The organism is Devosia sp., assembly GCF_028290435.1.
Lineage (GTDB): Bacteria > Pseudomonadota > Alphaproteobacteria > Rhizobiales > Devosiaceae > Devosia.
Genome location: NZ_JAQGJV010000009.1, coordinates 216,757 through 235,932, shown reverse-complemented (window position 1 = coordinate 235,932; position 19,176 = coordinate 216,757). Strand labels below are relative to the sequence as shown.

The 19,176-nt window shown below is 63.0% G+C and carries 21 protein-coding genes; 11 read left to right on the top strand and 10 right to left on the bottom strand.

The window, feature by feature from the left end:
* Positions 1–3: 3 nt before the first annotated feature.
* Positions 4–441 (bottom strand): Rrf2 family transcriptional regulator, encoded by a 438-nt coding sequence (locus JWP26_RS02945; RefSeq protein ID WP_299723196.1) that lies wholly within the window; start codon positions 439–441, stop codon positions 4–6.
* A 114-nt stretch (positions 442–555) separates the two neighbouring features.
* Between JWP26_RS02945 and JWP26_RS02940 the strand changes: the two genes are divergently transcribed.
* On the top strand, positions 556–1,161 hold the full coding sequence (locus tag JWP26_RS02940; RefSeq protein ID WP_299723194.1) for a hypothetical protein: 606 nt from the start codon (positions 556–558) through the stop codon (positions 1,159–1,161).
* A 36-nt stretch (positions 1,162–1,197) separates the two neighbouring features.
* Here JWP26_RS02940 and JWP26_RS02935 read toward each other — a convergent pair whose 3' ends face one another.
* Positions 1,198–1,602 (bottom strand): VOC family protein, encoded by a 405-nt coding sequence (locus tag JWP26_RS02935; RefSeq protein ID WP_299723191.1) that lies wholly within the window; start codon positions 1,600–1,602, stop codon positions 1,198–1,200.
* Positions 1,603–1,705: 103 nt separating this feature from the next.
* On the opposite strand from JWP26_RS02935, the gene JWP26_RS02930 reads away from it, so the two are divergent.
* Complete coding sequence (locus JWP26_RS02930; protein WP_299723188.1) at positions 1,706–2,293, top strand: TetR/AcrR family transcriptional regulator; 588 nt, start codon at positions 1,706–1,708, stop codon at positions 2,291–2,293.
* A 174-nt stretch (positions 2,294–2,467) separates the two neighbouring features.
* On the opposite strand, the gene JWP26_RS02925 is transcribed toward JWP26_RS02930, so the two are convergent.
* The 3 genes from JWP26_RS02925 to JWP26_RS02915 form a co-directional block, all read right to left on the bottom strand.
* A complete protein-coding gene (locus JWP26_RS02925; protein WP_299723185.1) occupies positions 2,468–3,538 on the bottom strand; it encodes a DUF2793 domain-containing protein in 1,071 nt (356 codons plus the stop codon).
* 203 nt (positions 3,539–3,741) lie between these two features.
* On the bottom strand, positions 3,742–5,079 hold the full coding sequence (locus JWP26_RS02920) for an Nramp family divalent metal transporter (protein ID WP_299723182.1): 1,338 nt from the start codon (positions 5,077–5,079) through the stop codon (positions 3,742–3,744).
* Between the two features lie 212 nt (positions 5,080–5,291).
* Entirely contained in the window at positions 5,292–6,173 is an 882-nt protein-coding gene (locus tag JWP26_RS02915; RefSeq protein WP_299723179.1) for an aldo/keto reductase family oxidoreductase, read from the bottom strand.
* A 92-nt stretch (positions 6,174–6,265) separates the two neighbouring features.
* On the opposite strand from JWP26_RS02915, the gene JWP26_RS02910 reads away from it, so the two are divergent.
* Positions 6,266–7,168 carry a LysR family transcriptional regulator gene (locus JWP26_RS02910; protein ID WP_299723176.1) on the top strand — a complete coding sequence of 301 codons (903 nt, stop codon included), beginning with the start codon at positions 6,266–6,268 and terminating at the stop codon, positions 7,166–7,168.
* A gap of 13 nt (positions 7,169–7,181) precedes the next feature.
* Here the strand turns inward: JWP26_RS02910 and JWP26_RS02905 are convergent, their stop codons facing one another.
* Complete coding sequence (locus JWP26_RS02905; protein ID WP_299723173.1) at positions 7,182–7,787, bottom strand: NAD(P)-binding domain-containing protein; 606 nt, start codon at positions 7,785–7,787, stop codon at positions 7,182–7,184.
* 139 nt (positions 7,788–7,926) lie between these two features.
* Between JWP26_RS02905 and JWP26_RS02900 the strand changes: the two genes are divergently transcribed.
* From JWP26_RS02900 to JWP26_RS02875, 6 genes are read left to right on the top strand one after another with little or no spacing between them, the layout of a single operon-like run.
* On the top strand, positions 7,927–9,093 hold the full coding sequence (locus JWP26_RS02900) for an ROK family transcriptional regulator (protein ID WP_299723260.1): 1,167 nt from the start codon (positions 7,927–7,929) through the stop codon (positions 9,091–9,093).
* Positions 9,090–9,866 carry an ATP-binding cassette domain-containing protein gene (locus JWP26_RS02895; RefSeq protein WP_299723172.1) on the top strand — a complete coding sequence of 259 codons (777 nt, stop codon included), beginning with the start codon at positions 9,090–9,092 and terminating at the stop codon, positions 9,864–9,866. The genes JWP26_RS02900 and JWP26_RS02895 overlap by 4 nt, the downstream gene beginning before the upstream one ends.
* 49 nt (positions 9,867–9,915) lie before the next feature.
* Positions 9,916–10,932, top strand: a complete 1,017-nt coding sequence (locus tag JWP26_RS02890; RefSeq protein WP_299723257.1) for a sugar ABC transporter substrate-binding protein — start codon at positions 9,916–9,918, stop codon at positions 10,930–10,932.
* A 60-nt stretch (positions 10,933–10,992) separates the two neighbouring features.
* On the top strand, positions 10,993–11,988 hold the full coding sequence (locus JWP26_RS02885; protein ID WP_299723170.1) for an ABC transporter permease: 996 nt from the start codon (positions 10,993–10,995) through the stop codon (positions 11,986–11,988).
* On the top strand, positions 11,985–12,761 hold the full coding sequence (locus JWP26_RS02880; protein WP_299723168.1) for an SDR family oxidoreductase: 777 nt from the start codon (positions 11,985–11,987) through the stop codon (positions 12,759–12,761). The genes JWP26_RS02885 and JWP26_RS02880 overlap by 4 nt, the downstream gene beginning before the upstream one ends.
* Before the next feature lie 18 nt (positions 12,762–12,779).
* Positions 12,780–13,163: a YciI family protein gene (locus tag JWP26_RS02875; RefSeq protein ID WP_299723166.1), complete on the top strand. Its 384-nt coding sequence runs from the start codon at positions 12,780–12,782 to the stop codon at positions 13,161–13,163.
* Between the two features lie 48 nt (positions 13,164–13,211).
* Here JWP26_RS02875 and JWP26_RS02870 read toward each other — a convergent pair whose 3' ends face one another.
* Positions 13,212–13,628: an organic hydroperoxide resistance protein gene (locus JWP26_RS02870; protein WP_299723254.1), complete on the bottom strand. Its 417-nt coding sequence runs from the start codon at positions 13,626–13,628 to the stop codon at positions 13,212–13,214.
* A gap of 141 nt (positions 13,629–13,769) precedes the next feature.
* Between JWP26_RS02870 and JWP26_RS02865 the strand changes: the two genes are divergently transcribed.
* Complete coding sequence (locus JWP26_RS02865; protein ID WP_299723164.1) at positions 13,770–14,237, top strand: MarR family winged helix-turn-helix transcriptional regulator; 468 nt, start codon at positions 13,770–13,772, stop codon at positions 14,235–14,237.
* 129 nt (positions 14,238–14,366) lie between these two features.
* Positions 14,367–16,610, top strand: a complete 2,244-nt coding sequence (locus JWP26_RS02860) for an excinuclease ABC subunit UvrA (protein ID WP_299723161.1) — start codon at positions 14,367–14,369, stop codon at positions 16,608–16,610.
* A gap of 232 nt (positions 16,611–16,842) precedes the next feature.
* Here JWP26_RS02860 and JWP26_RS02855 read toward each other — a convergent pair whose 3' ends face one another.
* Genes JWP26_RS02855 through JWP26_RS02845 form a run of 3 tightly spaced genes read right to left on the bottom strand, consistent with a single transcriptional unit; the run spans position 16,843 to position 19,000 of the window.
* On the bottom strand, positions 16,843–17,733 hold the full coding sequence (locus tag JWP26_RS02855; protein WP_299723158.1) for a hypothetical protein: 891 nt from the start codon (positions 17,731–17,733) through the stop codon (positions 16,843–16,845).
* The gene (locus tag JWP26_RS02850) at positions 17,730–18,632 is read right to left on the bottom strand and encodes an ABC transporter ATP-binding protein (protein WP_299723155.1); all 903 of its coding nucleotides are present in this window, start codon (positions 18,630–18,632) and stop codon (positions 17,730–17,732) included. Before JWP26_RS02850 ends, JWP26_RS02855 begins: the two co-directional genes overlap by 4 nt.
* A complete protein-coding gene (locus JWP26_RS02845) occupies positions 18,629–19,000 on the bottom strand; it encodes a GntR family transcriptional regulator (protein ID WP_299723152.1) in 372 nt (123 codons plus the stop codon). Before JWP26_RS02845 ends, JWP26_RS02850 begins: the two co-directional genes overlap by 4 nt.
* Positions 19,001–19,176: the final 176 nt, after the last annotated feature.

The window sequence follows — 19,176 nt, the reverse complement described above, 5'->3', positions numbered from 1 at the left end:
TATTCAAACTCCGGAAATGGTCTTGTGGTCGTGGGCGCTGTTGCGCGCCAGATCACCTAAGGAAATGCGCTTGAGCCGGGCCGCCAGCAGCGCTTCGGCATCGGCGAGAAAATCGGTCATGACGCGATCGACGGTGCGCACGATGGTGCAGGCGGTATCGCCGGGATCGCTTTCGGCGCGCAGCAACAGGGTCTCACCCAGAGCGGCGTGCACATCCTGTAGCGATACCTCGCCGGGAGGACGGGTGAGGCGCCAGCCGCCATCGTGGCCCTTGGCGGAGGAGACGATGCCCGCCTCGCGCAACTCGCCCATGACGCGGCGCACGACGACCGGGTTGGTCATCAGGCATTCAGACAGGATGGTGGATGTTACCGCTTCGGGCTTGTCCACGAGGTGAACGAGCGCGTGCAGGGCGACGGAAAGTCGGGCGGAGCGTTTCATGTAACTGTTAATGTTACATTCATGCGCATTCGTCAACCCTGATTGCCGAAGCGCAATTCCGCCTATGGGGCGATTGGGCTAGATTGGATCAACACTGCCTCGGGGAGAGTTCCGATGAAACACCTGCTTCTTGCCGCCGCCGCGCTGCTGGCTTTGGCCAGCCCGGCCTTTGCCGAGGATCCGTCGCCCGAAGCGATTTCCAACACCTATAAATCCGGCAAGCCCGTGCATGTCGAGGATGTGCAGGCGCTGATGCGGCAGGCGGAAATCTGGTGCTACAACGAGGACAGCGGCACCTGCGACTGGGCCGAAATCTATCTCAGCGCGGCGAGCGGCCCAGAGGGCGTGGTCTACGACTCCACCAATGCGTGGAACAGCGACACCGACGTCAGCTTTGTCGACAAGGCACAGTTCCAGGACGCGCTGTTGTGCGAATACGGTTATGACAAGGTGCCTTCGACCCGCGCCGTTAATCGTGCCGACGGCAGCGTGATTGGGGCGCGCGCGCTGGATGCCCTGCGCGCCGAGGTCTATGCCAACCAGACCGGCAATACCGACGACTGCTTCGACTATCTCTACGTGTCCTATGACGCGGCGGCGCAGACCATGGCGCTCAAGCAGCGCCAATATGTCGGCGGCGTCCTCGACCCATCGCTGGAGGCAAACATCACGCTGCACTTCAACGCGGCCGACGTCGCCGGCCTGACGCAGCGTCCGTAGCGTCTTCGGCCGGCGTCGGGAGTGCGACGTCGGCCCCTATGACTGCGCGGCCAGCCATTCCGGATCGGGCTCGATCGGGGTGATGACATCGAGCAGCACGCCATTGGGATCGGCGCAGATGAAGTGGCGTTGGCCGAAGGGTTCGTCGCGCAACGCCCGCAGCACTGTCACGCTGGGGGCGAGGCGGGCATATTCGGCCGCCGCGTCGGCGACTTCTAAGCTGAGCAGTAACCCGGTGGTCTTTTGCCGGCCCGCCAGCGGGATGGTGTCGTGGTCGTAATCCATGATCGCCAGTTCCACAGTGCCGGTGTGGGTGGCGCGCAGATGCACATACCAGGAACTGGCGAATACGACTTTGAAGCCGAAATGGGCTTGGTAGAAGGCCGCAATCGGGGCGACATCGGCAACGAGCAGCACCGGATAGCTACCGGTCAGGTTCATCAAAGTCTCCTTGCGTTAGCGCGCTATAAATTACAAACTGTGTGTATCTAGTTTGTACATACAGAGTGTTTTTATGCAAGAGGGGTACATACAGAGTGTTTTTATGCAAGAGGGTTTGAAGCGGACGCAGGAGGAGCGGCGGACCGAGACCATTCGGGCTCTGCTGGCGGCGGCACGAAAATGCTTCGCCGATAAGGGTTATGGGGGCACGGGCACCCCGGAAATAGTGGCCGCGGCGGGCATGACGCGCGGCGCGCTCTACCACCATTTTGCCGACAAGGCGGCGCTGTTTGCGGCCGTCGTGGAGGAGGAGCACGCACTGCTGGCCATGGCGATCAATGCGGCCAGTGAAAGCGAGGACGACCCGGGTCCCGTCAAGGCGCTGATCGAGGGCGGCGACGCCTTTTTGACCGCCATGCAGGATGCGGGGCGACGACAAATTTTGCTGATCGACGCGCCGGCCGTATTGGGGCGCGAGGCGCTAGACGCCATCAATGCGCGCTACGGGCTGCGCACGCTGATCGAGGGGGTGAGCGAGGCGATCGACGCCAAGTCCATCCGCGACTTGCCGGTCCTGCCGCTGGCGCATCTGCTCAATACCATGTTCGACCGCGCGGCGCTGGCGACTGCGGAGGAACTGCCGGGCTATCGGAAAAGCATCAAGGCGCTGATCCGCGGGCTGAAGATTTAGGGGGCCCGAACAGGTCCTTGGCCGTGCAGAGAATCCCCCTCACCCGGCCTCCGCTCCGCTCGGCCACCCTCTCCCCGACGGGGAGAGGAATCTTGAGAGCGCAACGATCTTTTGTATTCTTCTCCCCGTCGGGGAGAAGGTGGCGCGCAGCGCCGTATGAGGGGCTCCATCAGGTTACTCTGAACGTGATGATTCCAGCTCTTCTACGCGCTTTGCCAATGCCTGCACCGCATCGATGAGCGGTCCGATGAAAGCGTCATAGCGGAGGCCCTGCTCGCTCTCGGGGTCCGCTGGATCGGCCTGCACGTGGCCCGCGAAATCGGTGCAGCCGAGTGTGTCGAGGACGGTTTTGACTTGCTGGGCCAGCAGCCCATAATGGGTGCGGCGGCCAGGGCGCGGCGTGCCGTCTTCGTTGCCGCCGACCAGCCAGCGATAGGACACCGGCTGCAGCGCCAGGATGAAATCAAGACCAAGATCGGAAGGGGCGATGTCGGTTTTCTGCCGGGCGTCCGAGGTCTGGATGGTGCCGGTGGCGGCCCAGACCGCGGACCAGCGGGCCCCGCTGGCGCCAAGCGTGATGGCATTGTCGATGGCGGGGCGTAGCGGCGCCACGAGGGTGATGCCGCCCGTGGCATTGTCCACTGTCACGGCATTGAACCAGCTCGACCCATTGGGGCTGACCTTGAGGCGCCAAAAATCATCGCCCGTCAGGCCCATTTCGGCGCGGCCGGAATAGCCGGTCTGGTAGAGCAGGCTGGCGGTATCGCCGGAGGCCGCCTTGTTGAGCTTGAGCTGGTGGCCGTTGCCGGCGTGGGTAAAGAGGCTCGCGGCGGCCGCCACGGCGAGGCGATTGGTGCTATCGGCGCCGGTATTGATGCCAAGCTTTGGAATGCCCGCCGAGCCATTGGAGGCCAGCGCGGTCCAGGCGCCGGCGTCGAAGACCAGAATGGCCTGCTCGGATTTGGCATAGACCTGCCAGCCGGGCGCGGGATCGTAAAACAGCCAGGCACCGGCCTGGAAGGCGGCGATCTCACTATCGTGGCCGGACCAGGCGCCGGAGGCGGACGGGCCCACGATATAGGCATCGCCGAGCAGGGGGGTCGTTGGTGGCGTGGTGATGGTGCGGCTCTCGACCACCGGCTGCACGAGGGCATCGAGCGCCTGCAGCGCCTCGTTGTGGGTCACATGTTTTTGCGCCTGTTGGGGCATGATGAAGGGCAGGCTGAGGCGGGAAGTTTCGTCCATGACGGGTCTCCGGTTGTGGCGGAGAGTCTAGGGCGGGGGCTGTGAGCGGGGATAAGGGGGAGAAACGCTTGGTATCCGGTGGGACAGACACCCTCATCCGTCTCGGCTTCGCCGATCCACCCTCTCCCCAACGGGGAGAGGAATAGACGTAGGGTGCCTCTTATTTCTCCCCGGTCCGAAGGGCCCGATGAGGGTGCCTCCCCTCAGAGCACGAAGTCGTAGAGCAGTTTTATGTTCAGCGCGGCGATGACGACGGCGATGAACACTGCCACGGCGATGAGCCAGATCGGGGCCACCAGGGCGCCCATCTTGGTCTTGTCGGCGGTGAACATGACCAGCGGGAACACCGCGAAGGAGAGCTGCAGGCTGAGCACGACCTGGGTCAGGATCAGCAATTGTGCCGTGCCGCTTTCGCCGAACCAGATGGTGACCGCTGCCGCCGGAATGATGGCGATGGCGCGGGTGATCAGTCGTCGCAGCCAGGGGGCAAGCTGGATATTGAGAAAGCCCTCCATGACGATCTGGCCGGCCAGCGTGGCGGTCACGGTGGAGTTGATGCCGCAGCAGAGCAGCGCGATACCGAACAGGGTGGGCGCAATGGCGAGGCCAAGCATGGGGGCCAGAAGGCTATGGACCTCGCCCAGTTCGGCCACATTGGTCTGGCCGGCGGCGTGGAAGGTGGCGGCGGCCAGGATCAGGATGGCGGCATTGATGCAGAGCGCGAACATCAGCGCGACGGTGGAGTCGATGGTGGCGAATTTGAGCGCCTCCTTCTTCTCGGGAATGGAGTTGCCATAGTCGCGGGTCTGCACGATGCCAGAGTGCAGGTAGAGGTTATGCGGCATGACCGTGGCGCCCAGAATACCGAGCGCCAGGTAGAGCATTTCGGGGTTGGTGACGATTTCGGTGGTCGGCGCGAAGCCGCGGATGACGTCGCCCCAGACCGGATCGGCCATGGCGATCTGGACAATGAAACAGGCGGCGATGACGGCGAGCAGGGCGACGACCAGCGCCTCGACCCAGCGGAAGCCGACACGCTGCAGGTAGAGAATGAGAAACACGTCGAGGGCGGTGATCAGCACGCCGATTTCCAGCGGAATGCCGAAAATCAGGTTGAGGCCGATGGCGGTGCCGACGACTTCGGCAATATCGGTGGCGATGATGGCCAGTTCCGCCATGGCCCACAGCACCCAGGCGACGGGGCGGGGGAAGGCATCGCGGCAAGCCTGGGCCAGATCACGGCCCGACGCGATGGCGAGGCGGGCGCAGAGCGATTGCAGCACGATGGCCATGATGTTGGACACCAGCGCTACGGTCAGCAGCGCATAGCCGAACTTGGAGCCGCCGGCGAGCGAGGTCGCCCAATTGCCGGGGTCCATATAGCCGACCGCGACAAGGTAGCCGGGGCCCACAAAGGCGGCGGCGCGGCGCCACACATTGCCGCTGACCTTGACGGTGCGATGCACATCGGCCAGCGAGGCCTCGCCCCGGCCCTGGTTCCAGCCGGAGAATACTTTTGGCGCGCGCGCTTCCACGGTCATGAGGCCACCGTGAATTGCCGAGCAGCGATGAAATGGGCGGCGGCGGAGGCTTCGAGGGCAGGCCGGGCGACGGGGCCCGGGGCGGCAAATCTACGGCGATGCATCGAAAACTCCAAACCGGCTCTGCGACATGAGTATTGCAGTTGCAAATGATTTGCAACTGCAATGTCGAGGGGTCGATAAGGTTGCCGATTGTGAACGCGATGGGCAGATCAGGCCGCGTTGGCGCTCGCCGCGACGCCGTCCAGGGCGGTCAGGGTTTCGTCGGATAGATCGAGGTCGGCTGCTGCGAGATTTTCCCGCAGATGGGCGACGGACGAAGTGCCGGGGATGAGCAGGATGTTCGGCGACCGCCGCAGCAACCAGGCCAAGGCGACCTGCATGGGCGTGGCGCCGAGGCGCTGGGCAACGTCGGACAGGGTCGAGGATTGCAGCGGGCTGAAGCCGCCGAGCGGGAAGAACGGCACATAGGCGATGCCCTGCCGCGCCAGATCGTCGATCAGCGCGTCGTCGCCACGATGGGCCAGATTGTACTGGTTCTGCACGCCGACGATCTTGGCGATCTTTTGGCCCTCGGCGACCTGGTTGGCGGTGACATTGCTCAGGCCGATATGGCGCACCAAGCCCTGCCGCTGCAGATCGGCCAGGACCGTCAGGGTCGGCTCGATCGAGCCTTCGGCGGGGCCATGAGTGCCGAACATGACGCGCAGGTTGACGACGTCGAGCACGTCGAGGCCGAGATTGCGCAGGTTGTCATGCACTGCCTGGGTCAGTTGTTCAGGCGCGAAGGCGGGGTTCCACGAGCCGTCGGTGCCGCGCAGTGCGCCGATCTTGGTGACAATGACCAGATCGTCCGAATAGGGCGCCAGCGCCTCGCGGATAATCTGGTTGGTGACGTGCGGGCCATAAAAGTCGCTGGTGTCGATGTGGTCGACGCCCTGGGCGATGGCTTCGCGCAGCACGGCCAGGGCCGCATCACGATCCTTGGGCGGGCCGAAAACGCCGGGACCGGCAAGCTGCATGGCGCCGTAGCCGAGCCGCTTCACACTGCGGCCGCCGAGAAGGAATGTGCCGGATTTGTCGATGCTGGACATGATGATCTCCTGTAGAGGACGCCATAGATAGAGGTTGCATCTGCTTTCGATAACCGGCCACAATCGGCACGGGTTGTGCGGAAGAGCGAACAATGAAAACCGATCTGGGCGATCTGAATGCCTTTGTGGCTGTGGCGCGGGCCGGCGGCTTTCGCGAGGGCGCCCGCACCAGTGGTGGCAGCGCCTCCGGCTTGAGCGAGGCCGTGCGGCGGCTTGAAACGCAGCTTGGCGTGAGATTGCTTAACCGCACGACACGCAGCGTGGTTCCCACGGAAGCTGGGCAGGGTCTACTGGACCGGCTGAGCCCGGCGTTGAACGAAGTGGAAGCGGCGCTCGACGTGGTCAACGGCTTTCGCGACCAGCCGGCCGGGCTGTTGCGCCTCAATGTGCCGGGGAGCGCGGCGCGGCTGGTGCTGCCGAAGATCGTGCCGGCGTTTCTCGCCGCTTACCCGGATATTCGGCTGGAGATTATCACCGAGGAAGGCTTTGTGGACGTGTTGGCCGTGGGCTGCGATGCCGGCATCCGCTACGAGGAGCGGCTGGAGCAGGACATGATCGCGGTACCGATCGGGCCGCGCACCCAGCGTTATGCTCTCGGGGCATCGCCGGGATATCTCGATCGCCATGGACGGCCGGAGCATCCGCGCGACCTGCTGGAGCATGCCTGCTTGCGCAGCCGTTTTTCGGGCCGAGCCATGGCGCCCTGGGAGTTCCATCATGATGGCGAGGTGGTGCGGATCGACGCCACCGGACCGCTGATCGTGCAGGCCGGCGGTGGTAGCGACCTGGCTGTTGACGTGGCGATAGCGGGTGGCGGCATCGTGGGCCTGTTCGAGGACTGGCTGCGACCGCACTTCGAGAGTGGCGCGCTGGAGCCGGTGCTCGAGCCCTGGTGGCAGCGCTTTTCGGGGCCGTTTCTCTATTATCCCGGACGCCGTCTGGTTCCGGCGCCGTTGCGGGCATTCGTGGACTTTATCAAGGCAACGGCAGAGTAGTCCTAGCTGCCATTCAAGCAGGCTGCCGGGCGACTGCGAGATTGAAATCGGGGCCGCCATAAAACTTTTCGAGCTGTATCCACATCGGGACCAACTGTTCCATGGCGCGGCAGGCGGTGAGGTCGCCGAGATCGAGGATGTCTTTCCAGCCGAAGGCGCGCAGCAGGTCCGTCACTTCGGCTTTGGCGCGGGCGTCGTTGCTGGCGATGAAAACCGTGTGGGCAGCGCCGAGGCTGGCCGGATCAACCATCAGGTGGGCGCTGATGCTGTTGAGTGTCTTGACCAGCCGCACTTTTGGGAACGCTGCCTGAATGGCTTCACCCAGCGGAGTGACGATAGGTTGGTCGACAGCAGACTCGTAATTGCCGATGTCGATGAGGATTTTGCCATCGATGTCGCAGCCGCGCAGGCTGTCGATCGCGTGTTCGCCCGGCATGGCGTCGACGATCCATTCGCCGTGCTTTGCGGCCTCGGCGTGAGTGCCGACCTTCAGGCCGAGTTTCTTGGCGTTCTCGCCGCCGGGTTCGCGCGAACCCAGCATGACATCGTGGCCCAAAGCGGCCAGCTTGCCCGCAATGGTGCTGCCGACTTGTCCCGTACCCATGACACCAAATCGCATGATCGATCTCCTTCGGTTTGCACTCACCAACACGTCACGGCGGCCGGCGTTCCACATCTTCGTTGGCAGATAAGCATTTTTGAAATCCATTTGACATAATAAATCCACGGTGCAAGTCTCCGCCATGAAGGGGACTGCGATGGTGTTGAGGGGCACAAATCAGGAGCAGGCGCGGCCGTATAACCGGCGCATCGTGCTCGAGTGCATCCGCAATGACGGGCCGGCGACGCGTGGCGATATCGCCGAGCGGGTCGGGCTGACGGTGCAGACGGTATCCACCATCGTGCGCGAACTGGAGGAGCAGGGTTATCTCCTGTCGGTGCGCGAAAAGCCCAAGGGTCGTGGCCTGCCGCCGACGACGCTGCATCTCAATCCGGATGGCGGGTTTGTCATCGGGATTTCGGTCACGCCGCTGGGTGTCGATGCCGCGCTGTTGAACCTGGTGGGCGACATGCTGGGGAGCGCGGCGCGCAGCCATCCGCATCCCACCCCCAATGATGCATTTGCGCTGATTGCCGAACTGGTTGCCGAAATGCGGGCATTGCGTCCCGATGGGCGGATGCTGGGCGTCGGCTTTGCCATGCCGGGACCGTTCGATGTGCAGGCGATGAGCTTTGTCGGGCCGACGACGCTGGATGGCTGGTCCGGCGTACCGGTGCGGGCGCGGCTGGAAGAGGTTTCCAAGCTGCCGGCGTTTATCGCGGTCGATACGGTTGCGGCGGCGGTGGGTGTTCGGCTTTACGGCGAAGGCGCGGGGATGGCGCAGTTCTATTATCTGCACCTTGGCGTGGGCCTGGGCGGCACCATGATGCAGGATGGTGTGCCGGTACGCGGTGCCTGGGGCAATGCGGGCGAGATTGGGCATATTCCGGCGGTGCCGGGCGGTCTGCCCTGCCCGTGTGGCAACGCGGGGTGCCTGGAGCGCTATCTGTCACTCGATAGTTTCAGCCAGCGGCCCAAGCAGCAGAGCCAGGCGGAATGGGTGGCGGCAGTGACGCCGATCTTCCACAGCGCGGTGCGGACCATCGAGAACCTGTTCGACCCGCAGACTATCGTGCTGGGCGGCCTTGCGCCGGACGATCTGATCAACGCCCTCGTGGCAACCACCGAAGACCTTCAGACCTCGATTTCCAGCCGCTACGACCGCACGACGCCACGGGTAACCGCTTCGGTGGGACATCAATCGGTGCTGCGCGGCGCGGCGGCTTTGGCCGTATCCGGCGTGTTGTCGCCCCGGCAGGATTTGCCAAATTCATCCGATCGCGTGCGCGAGCGCGATCCGTTCTCGAACGGAATGGCCGCATGACCGAACCTCTCCTCGTCCTCGACAATATCACCAAGAACTACGGTGCTGTGCAGGCGCTGCAGGGCGTGTCGTTTTCCATCGCCAAGGGCGAGGTGATTGCCCTGCTGGGCGACAATGGCGCGGGCAAGTCAACGCTGGTCAAGATCATCTCGGGCGGGCTCGAGGCCAGCTCGGGCAGCATGATGTTCGAGGGCAAGGAGTTTCGCCCAAAATCGCCATCGCAGGCCAAGGCGGCGGGGATCGAGACGGTCTATCAGGACCTGTCGCTATGCACCAATGTGGATGTGGTCGCCAATTTCTTCATGGGCCGTGAGCTGACCAAGTCGATCATGGGTATCAAGGTACTCGATGAAAAGCGGATGGAGGAGCAGGTGGCCAAGGCGATGGCCAATGCCGGCACCCGCATTCCCTCGCTGCGCAGCAAGGTGGAGCACCTGTCGGGCGGGCAGCGCCAGGCGATCGAGCTCAATCGCTTCGTGCATTGGGGCGGCAAGCTGGTGTTGCTGGACGAGCCGTTCGCCGCACTCGGGGTGGAGCAGACCAAGCGCGGGCTGGAAATGATCCGGCAGGTGGCGGCGCAGGGCATCGGCGTCGTCATCATCACCCACATCATGCAGCAGGCCTTCCAGGTCGCCGACCGGATGGTGGTGATCCGCCAGGGCGTGGTGGCGGGCGACGTGCCACGCAAACAGACAAACGCGGACGCAGTGATCGGCATGATCACGGGCGAGACCCTTGCCGGTACCGGACCGGGCATGGGCGCGGGGCAGTAGAATTCCGGTTCAGAGGAGCGACGAATTGAGACACTTGTTGAAATACGGCATGGTTCTCCTGGCCGGAATGGCCGCCTTGCTGCACCCCGCCTATGCCCAGGATAAGGGCAAAGTCTACTACATGGTCCCCACCCTGATCGATGAGTTCCAGACCGGCTCGGTCAGCGCGATCGAAATGTTCCTCAAGCAGGTTGGCTATAGCGTGACCACGCTGAATGCCGACAACAAGACCGACCTGCAGCAGAGCCAGATGAACGACGTCATCGCGCTCAAGCCCAAGGCGATCATTTTGGCCGCCGTGGACTTCAACGCGCTGGCACCATCGGTTGAGGCCGCCCGCGCTGCCGGCATTCCGGTGGTTGAATTCGATCGGCAGATTTCCTCGACCATGTCGGATTTCACCTCGGTGGCAGGCACGGTGGAGATCGGCTATGTGGCCGCCGAACAGGTGCAGCGCCTGCTGACCGAGAAGAACGGTTCGGTCAAAGGCAAGGTGCTGCAGGTGCTGGGCGACCCGGGCGATCCTTACACCCTCGATATCCAGAAGGGTTTTGAGGAACGCATGGCCAAGTTCCCCGAAGTGACGATCATCAGCCAGCCTGCGATGCAGTGGGAAGCCAGCAATGCCGGCACCATCGTGTCGGATCAGCTGCTGGCCAATCCCGATATCGACATCGTCTTCAGCCATGCCGCCCATCTCTCGGTGGCGGCCGTCGCCTCGCTGGAAGCGGCCGGCAAGAAGCCGGGCGAGGTCTATGTGATGAGCTCGAACGGGGCGCCGGTGGCGCTCGACCTAATCCGCCAAGGCTGGATGCAGGTGGAAGTGGAGCAGCCGCTCTACGCTCAGGCCGCCGCCATCGCGATGTTCATGGACAAGATCGTGGCCAAGACCAAGATCGAACCGGGCGAATACGACGTGCTCGGCTTGAAGTCGACGGTTACCGACGAAGCCTGGGGACCGACGATCAAGATCCCGGGCGCCGCGATCACCAAGGACAATGTCGATGATCCCTCGTTCTGGGGCAATCTCAAGCCGCCCGCAACGCCGGTGACCTCGGTCCCGTAATCGCCATCCGCTCCTCCCGTTCGCGGGAGGAGCTTCCCTTCTCAATTAGATGAGTCCGCGATGCCGCCACGCCAACGCAAAGTGCTCGAATTCGTCCTCGATAATCTCGTCTGGTTCATGCTGCTGGTCGTGCTGGCGATCTTTTCGGCCACCATTCCCAATTATTTCCAGCCGGGCATTTTCGCCAATGTCATCGAGCAATCCTCCGTTTTGGGGGTGATGTCGATCGGGCTGGCGCTGGTGATCATCGCCGGGCACATGGACCTGTCGGTGGAGTCGGTGGCGGCCCTCAGCGCCATGGCGACGGGCATCCTGTTCGCCTCGTCGGGCATCGGCATGGGCATTACGCTGACGCCGGGCTGGCTCGTGGTGCCGGTGTCGTTGGTGATCGGGCTGGCGGTGGGCGGCCTAATCGGGGCACTCAACGGGTACCTCGTCATCAAGATCAAGATGAATGCGTTCATCGTGACGCTGTCGAGCTACATCTGGGTGCGCGGGCTGGTCGTGGCCGCTTCGGGCGGGCGCTCGGCGCAGAACCTGGCGCCGGACCTGCGGTTTCTGGGCATTCAACGATTTTTGGGCATTCCACTGACGGCTTATATCGCCATCGCGTGCTTCATCGGCTTCTCGTTCATGATGGCCAAGACCCGGTTCGGACGGCATCTGATCATGATCGGCGGCAATGAGGCGGCGGCGTTCCGCGCCGGCATCAAGGTCGACAAGGTGTTGATGATAGCCTTCGTGTTGTCGGGCGCCATCGCGGCGCTGGCGGGGTGGATTCTGGCGATCCGCACGTCAGGGGCGACGGCCAATCTGGGCACCGGCCTGTTGTTCAACGCCTTTGCGGCGGTGGTGATCGGCGGAGTCAGCCTCAAGGGCGGCGTTGGGGCGCTGCCGGGGGTTTATGCCGGCGTGCTGCTGCTGTCCTCGATCAATACGGCGATCAACCTGATGGGCCTGCCGGCACATTATACGCAGGTCATCCATGGGCTGCTGGTGCTGGCGGCGGTGCTGCTCGATACGCTCAAACAGACGATACGAAAGAGACTGGCATGACTGGACGGCTGGCGGGAAAGACCGCGCTCATCATCGGCATGGCACAGGGGATCGGCAAGGGCACGGCCGTGCGCTTTGCCGAGGAAGGCGCCAATCTGGTGCTGGCCGATTGGGACGAGGCCGGCGGCCGCAAGACCGCCGACGAATTGGGCGCGCAGTTCATCCGCACCGATATCTCCAAAATGGCGGATGCCGAGGCGGCAGTGGCGCTGGCGCTGTCGGCGTTTGGCCGGCTCGATATTATCGTACAGAATGCCGGTATCTATCCGTGGCAGTTGATCGAGGACACCACCACCGACGATTGGGACCGGGTGATGGGGGTGAACCTGCGCGGCAGTTTTCATGCCGCCAAGGCGGCGCTCAAGCCGATGCGTGAGCAGGGGTATGGGCGGATATTGTTCACCTCGTCGATCACCGGCCCGCATGTGACCAGTCCGGGCCATGGGCATTATTCGGCGACCAAGGCGGGGATCAATGGGTTTATTCGCTCGGCGGCGCTGGAATTTTCGGGGTTCGGCATAACCGTCAATGGCGTCGAGCCGGGCAATATCATGACCGAAGGCATGCAGGAGCATCGCGGCGACGCGCATATCGCCTCGATGGTGGCGGCGATTCCGCTGGGCCGGCTGGGCAGCGTGCGCGATGTCGCCAATGCCTTCCTGTTCCTGGCGTCGGACGAGGCCAGCTACATCACTGGCACCACGATCGTGGTGGATGGCGGGCAGTTGCTGCCCGAGGGCAATGATTTTAGGATCGTCCCAACGGGCGCGTAAGCCGTAGAGGGGACATAAATGCACTACGCCATTCTGGCCTATCACGAAGAGGGCGTGGTCCAATCCTGGACCGAGGACGAAGACAAGGCGCTGATGGCGGACCTGCTCGAGGTCAATGATCGCCTGGTGGCCGAGAAGAAGCTGGGCCCCGCCGCCCGGCTTGGACCGACGCAGGGCGCCGTGACCCTGCGCGGCAAGGGCGCCGGGATGGTCATCGATGGACCGTTTGCCGAGACGAAAGAGCAGTTGCTCGGGTTTTATATCGTGGAGTTTCCCACAATCGAGGACGCAATTGCGGCGGCGCGCGAGTTGCGGGGCGCGAATCCGACGGCGGTCTATGAGATCAGGCCGGTCATGCTGTACGTGCCTGGGGCGGCATTGAGCGCGCAGGACGCCGGCTAGCGCCTGTCCCTGCCCGATATCCGGGCAGGGCTTTGATCATAGGTCGGCTCAGACCAGGTTGATGGTCACATCGATATTGCCGCGGGTGGCCTTGGAATAGGGGCAACCCTCGTGCGCGGCATCGACCAATTGGCGCGCGGTAGCGGGATCGAGGCCGGGCAGGCTGACGTTGAGGCGGGCCTGGAGCTGGTAGCCATTGGCATTGGTGCCCAGATCAACCTCAGTATCGACGCTCAGGTCGGGCGGCAGCGTCACCTTGAGGGCGCGGGCAGCGCCGCCAAGCGCGCCGATATAGCAGGCCGACCAGCCGGCCGCGAAGAGCTGCTCCGGATTGGTGCCGGCGCCGTTGCCGCCGGGGGTGGACAACTTGATATCGAGGCGACCATCGGAGCTGGCCGAGGCGCCGTCACGACCACCGGTGGTGTGCGTCTTGGCGGTATAGATGACTTTTTCGATCGCGGTGATGGTCATGGCATTGTCCTTCGGGTTTGGTTGACTATTTATTATCGTGATAATCATTATTGTGATGCAGCTTGTGTCACAGCCTCGCCGGGCTTACAAGCGAGAAAATGCTTATTGCGATAATTATTTCGACAGGAGCCAGCCATGAGTGCCGTCCGAACCAGCCTTGGGGAAGCCAGCCCGCTCTCCGATTTCCTGTGCTTTTCGATCTATTCGGCCAACCTGGCCTTCTCGCGCGTCTATAAGCCGGTGCTCGAGGCGCTGGGGCTGACCTATCCGCAATACATTACGCTGATTGCGCTGTGGGAGGAGGACGAGCAGAGCGTCAAGGGCCTAAGCGATCGGCTGTTCCTCGAGCCGAGCACGATGACGCCGATGCTCAAGCGGTTGGAGGCGATGGGATATGTGACGCGGACGCGTGGCGTGGAAGATGAGCGGATCGTGCGCATCAGCCTGACCGAGGCGGGGCGGCTGGCGCGCGAAAAGGGCATTCCCCTCGCGGATGTGACCGCCAAGGCCACCGGGCTGAACCGGGACGAATTCGCCATCCTGCAAAAGGGCATCAGCAATCTGCGGAGTAACCTGATGGCAGCGGCCCGGGTGGACGCATAAGCCTGACACCGTGAATAAATTCGCGCTGCATGTCGAAACTGCGTGCCGTCCGTCGTCATCAGGGTAGGCAATTGCCAATGGGCGGCAGGGCCAGCATCATTGCGTCTTGAGCAGCACAGGGGACACGGCATGTATGGTTCGATTCTGATCCGCGGGGCGCGGGAGAACAACCTCAAGAACGTGTCGCTGGATATTCCCAAGCGGGCAATCACGGTGTTCACCGGGGTTTCGGGATCGGGCAAAAGTTCGCTGGTGTTCGGCACTATCGCGGCGGAAAGCCAGCGGCTGATCAACGAGACCTATCCGGCTTTCGTGCAGCAATTCATGCCGCATTATGGCCAGCCGGATGCGGACCTGCTGGAAAACATCTCGGCGGCGATCATCGTCGATCAGCAGCGGCTGGGCGGCAATTCGCGCTCGACGGTCGCCACGGTGACGGACGCGGCGCAGATGCTGCGGGTGGTGTTCTCGCGGCTGGGGGAACCGCGGCTCGGCTCGCCGGGGCTCTACTCCTATAACGATCCGCGCGGCATGTGCCCCGATTGCGAAGGTATCGGGCAAGTCGCCGCGATGGATATGAGCGCGGTGATCGACGAGAGCAAATCGCTCAATGCCGGCGCGCTGCTGCCCAAGGATTATGCCGTCGATACCTGGTATTGGGAGATCTACAAGAACTCCGGCCTGTTCGATATGGACAAGCCGATCGGCGAGTTCAGCGCCGAGGAGCGCGAGAACTTGTTTGCCCTCGATGATGGCCGCAAGATCAAGGTCGGCAAGATCGGGCTGACTTATGAGGGCATCGTCACCAAGCTCAAGAAGGGTCTCGGGAGCAAGGACCCGGAGAGCCTGCAGCCGCATGTGCGGGTGGAGTACGAGCGGATTTTCACCCGGGCCACGTGTCCGACCTGTCGTGGCGCGCGGCTGAATGCGGCGGTGCTGGGCAGCACGGTTAATGGCAGAAATATCGCCGAATGCTCGGCCATGCAGGTCTCGGACCTGGCGGTGTGGGTGCGGCAGATCGATGCCAAGAGCGTAGGGCCGATGCTGAATGCGCTGGCGCTGCGGCTGGAGAACCTGGTCACCATCGGGCTGGGTTATCTGAGCCTGGATCGGGAGAGCTCGACGCTATCCGGCGGGGAGAGCCAGCGGGTCAAGATGGTGCGGCATCTCGGATCGTCGCTGACAGACATCACGTATGTTTTTGATGAGCCCAGCGTGGGCCTGCATCCGCATGATGTTGGACGACTGGCCGGGCTGATGCAACAGCTGCGCGACAAGGGCAATACGGTGCTGCTCGTCGAGCACAAACCCGACATGATCGCCATTGCCGACCACGTAGTGGATATGGGTCCGTTCGCCGGCAGCAAGGGCGGCGAGATCGTCTATCAGGGCGATTATGCCGGATTGCTCACCTCCGGCACGCTGACCGGCAACCACATGAAAAAGTACCAGCCGATCAAGACCAAGCTGCGCAAGAGCGATGGCGTGCTGGAGATCAAACATGCCAAGCTGAACAACCTCAAGGACGTGTCGGTTAAGATTCCGCGCGGGGTGCTGACGGCGGTGACCGGGGTGGCGGGATCGGGGAAATCGTCGCTGATCCAGGGGTGTTTGCCCAAGGCCTATCCGGATACGGTGATCATCGACCAGAACCTCAGCCGCGGCTCGACGCGCTCGAATACGGCAACTTATACGGGGATTCTCGACACCGTGCGCAAGGCCTTCGCCAAGGAGAATGGCGTCGAGGCGGCGCTGTTTTCGGCCAATTCCAAGGGCGCGTGTCCGGACTGCAAGGGGCTGGGGGTGATCTACACCGATCTGGCGCATATGGACCCGGTGGTGAGCGTTTGCGAGACCTGCGAGGGCAAGCGCTTCACCGAGGAAGTGCTGCAATATCAGCTGCGCGGCAAGACGATCAGCGATGTCTATAACTTTGCGATCGATGAGGCGGTGGCGTTTTTCATCGAGCCGGCGATCGCCAAGATTTTGAAGGGGCTGGACGATGTGGGGTTGGGCTATCTGACGCTCGGGCAGCCGCTATCGACGCTGTCGGGCGGCGAGCGGCAGCGGCTGAAGCTGGCGGCGGAGCTGGGCAAGAAGGGCAACATCTATGTGCTGGACGAGCCGACCACGGGCTTGCACATGCATGACGTGGATACGCTGATCGGGCTGTTCGACCGGCTGGTGGATGCGGGGAGCACGGTGATCGTGATTGAGCACAATCTGGACGTGGTATCGCGGGCCGATTGGGTGATCGATATGGGTCCGGGTGCCGGGCAGGATGGCGGCACGGTCGTGTTCGAGGGGACGCCGGAGGGGTTGAGCAGGGATAGGGGGCTGACGGGAAGGGCGTTGGCGGGGCGGGGGAAGTAGTTTCTCGACGCTGCGGGCGGCACAAGTTCAAGAGCTTGCGGCGGCAAGCCCCCTCACCCGGCCTCCGCTTCGCTCGGCCACCTCTCCCCGATGGGGAGAGGAATTTTGCAAGCTCCGTGGCCTCCTTTCTTCTCCCCATCGGGGAGAAGGTGGCGCGCAGCGCCGGATGACGGTGTTTGCCAAGGTGGGGCCGAGAAAAGACCCCCTCACCCGAAGGGAGAGGTGAGCAAGATCAGTTATCATTCACCCGGCGGCGATATTCGCTGGCGAGGTACATCACCACGATAGCAAACACGGCACCCAAGCCAATCTGCAGCCAATCGGTGCGGGCGATCAGGTCGGTGGCGAAGGTGGGAAAGCTGAACGGTGCCTCCGTGGTGAACCAGTTCTCGATATAGCCCTGGCTGACCTGGAAATCGGCGCGATAGGACAGGTATCGCCAAGTATGAGTGTGGACCGGGCTGAGGCCGCCGAGCACGACCCATTCACCCACCGCGACGAGGCCCGGCAGCAGCAGCGAGAGCGGGATGGCCCAGCGGCCGACCACGGTCGCCATGGCGCCGACCAGGGCCGTAAAGGGCAGATACCAGAGCAGGCCGATGACCAGCACCAAAGCCAGACTGAGCGCGATCTGCACGTAGACCAGGGCGATATTGCCCAGCAACGCCATGCCACCAACGCCGCCAAGGGTGGAGGAGACGAAGGCGATGGCGAACAGCAGCAGGGCGCTGAGCAAAGCGGTGGCGTAGATCGTGGCCGGAAGAATGGTCAGCGTCGCGGTCAGCTTGGCCAGCAGCATCTTGAAATCGGAAACCGGCATCGACTTCCAGAACAACATGGCATTGTTGCGCTTGTCGGCCGAAAAGCCATCGGCGGCATAAAAGAACAGCACGCCAATAAGGTAGACGCACCAGGCGGCGCCGAAGGCGAGGAAACCGAATTCGTAGATGCGCGTCGGCGCGGCGGCGAACAGGTAGCCGGTGAAGCGGCCATCGACGCGCCCGGTAGCAAACGAAATCAGCGTCGGCACAAACATGACCGCGACCAGGATCAGCGGCGCCATGAGAAAGGCGCCACGATGCTCGATCAGCTCGCGATGGACGAGGGCAACGAAGGCCTTCATTTGGCGGTCTCCGGATTGGCGGTCGGGCGCTGCATCAGCGCGACGAACAGGTCACTGAGGGTGGGGGTCGAGATATTGCCCAGCCCCTCGAACTGGCTGCGGGGGACGCCGTCGAAAATCATCACGGTCTGGCCGAACCGGGTTTCCTCGTAGACCGGGCCCAGCCCGCGCGCGGGCTCCTGCTTGGCTGGATCGTTGACCACGAGCTGGGTGAATTTGTCGTTCACCGTCTCCATCTGCATGTGCAGGATCATGCTGCCATCGCGGATGAACATGATGTCGGAGAGCATGAATTCGATCTCGTCCACCTGATGGGTGGTGATGATCAGGGTGCGCTCCTCGGTCATGTAGTCCTCGAGCAAGCGCCGGTAGAAGCGCTTGCGATAGGTGATGTCGAGGCCCAGCGTCGGCTCATCGAGCACCAGCAGCTTGGCATCGATGGCCATGACCACGGCGAGGTGGAGCTGGGCGATCATGCCCTTGCTGAGATGCTTGATCTTGAGGTCCGGCTTGAGGTCGGTGCCCTCGAGGAAGCTCTGCGCCTTGGCCTGGGAAAAGTTCGGATGGATATTGGAGAGTAGTGCGAACAGCTCGCGCACCCGCAGGAACCGGGGGAGGCTCGCCACGTCGGAAATGAAGGCGACGTTTTCCATCAGGTGGGCGCGACGGGCGAAGGGATCTTCGCCGAGCACGCGGATGGTGCCCTCGCAATTGGTCAGGCCCAACATGGCATTGAGCATGGTGGTCTTGCCGGCCCCGTTATGGCCGATGACGCCATAGATGCGGCCGGGGGGGATCTCGAAATCCAGGCCATGCAGAACTTCCTTGCGACCGAAGGATTTCTTGAGGCCGTGGGCGGAAACGATCGGCGGCAGGATGGTAGTGGACATGTCGGTCATGGCTTTGGACCCTGTTTGGCTGGCACCTTGGCCAGCAGCGTGGTGGCGTCGAGTTCGAGCGCGGCAATCTGCGCGGCGATCCGGGGCCAGTCTTCGGTGAGGAATTTTTCGCGTTCATGCGCGAGAAGTTCGCCTCGCGCTCCGGTTTTGACGAACATGCCCAGGCCCCTGCGTTTTTCGACGATGCCGATGTCCACCAGGGCTTCGAACGCCTTGGTGACGGTCAGCGGGTTGACCGAGAGCTCCCCGGCGATCTGGCGGACCGACGGCAGGGCATCGCCCTCGCCCACCGCTCCGCGCAGGATCATTTCGATAAGCCGCTGCCGGATCTGCACGAAGATCGGCTGGCTGGTGTGAAAGTCATCCATGTGGCTTGCTCTTGTAGTGTGGTGGTTTTGTAGCACACTAATATTGCTTGTCAAGCGGGTTTGTGGCGCGGCCCCAAAGCATGCGCGGGAACAATGCGAGCGCAGACGCGTGGGATTTTGCAACAATCCCATTCCCAAAGCCGGCCTGGCCTGTCTATTGTCTGGCCAAAGAGCGT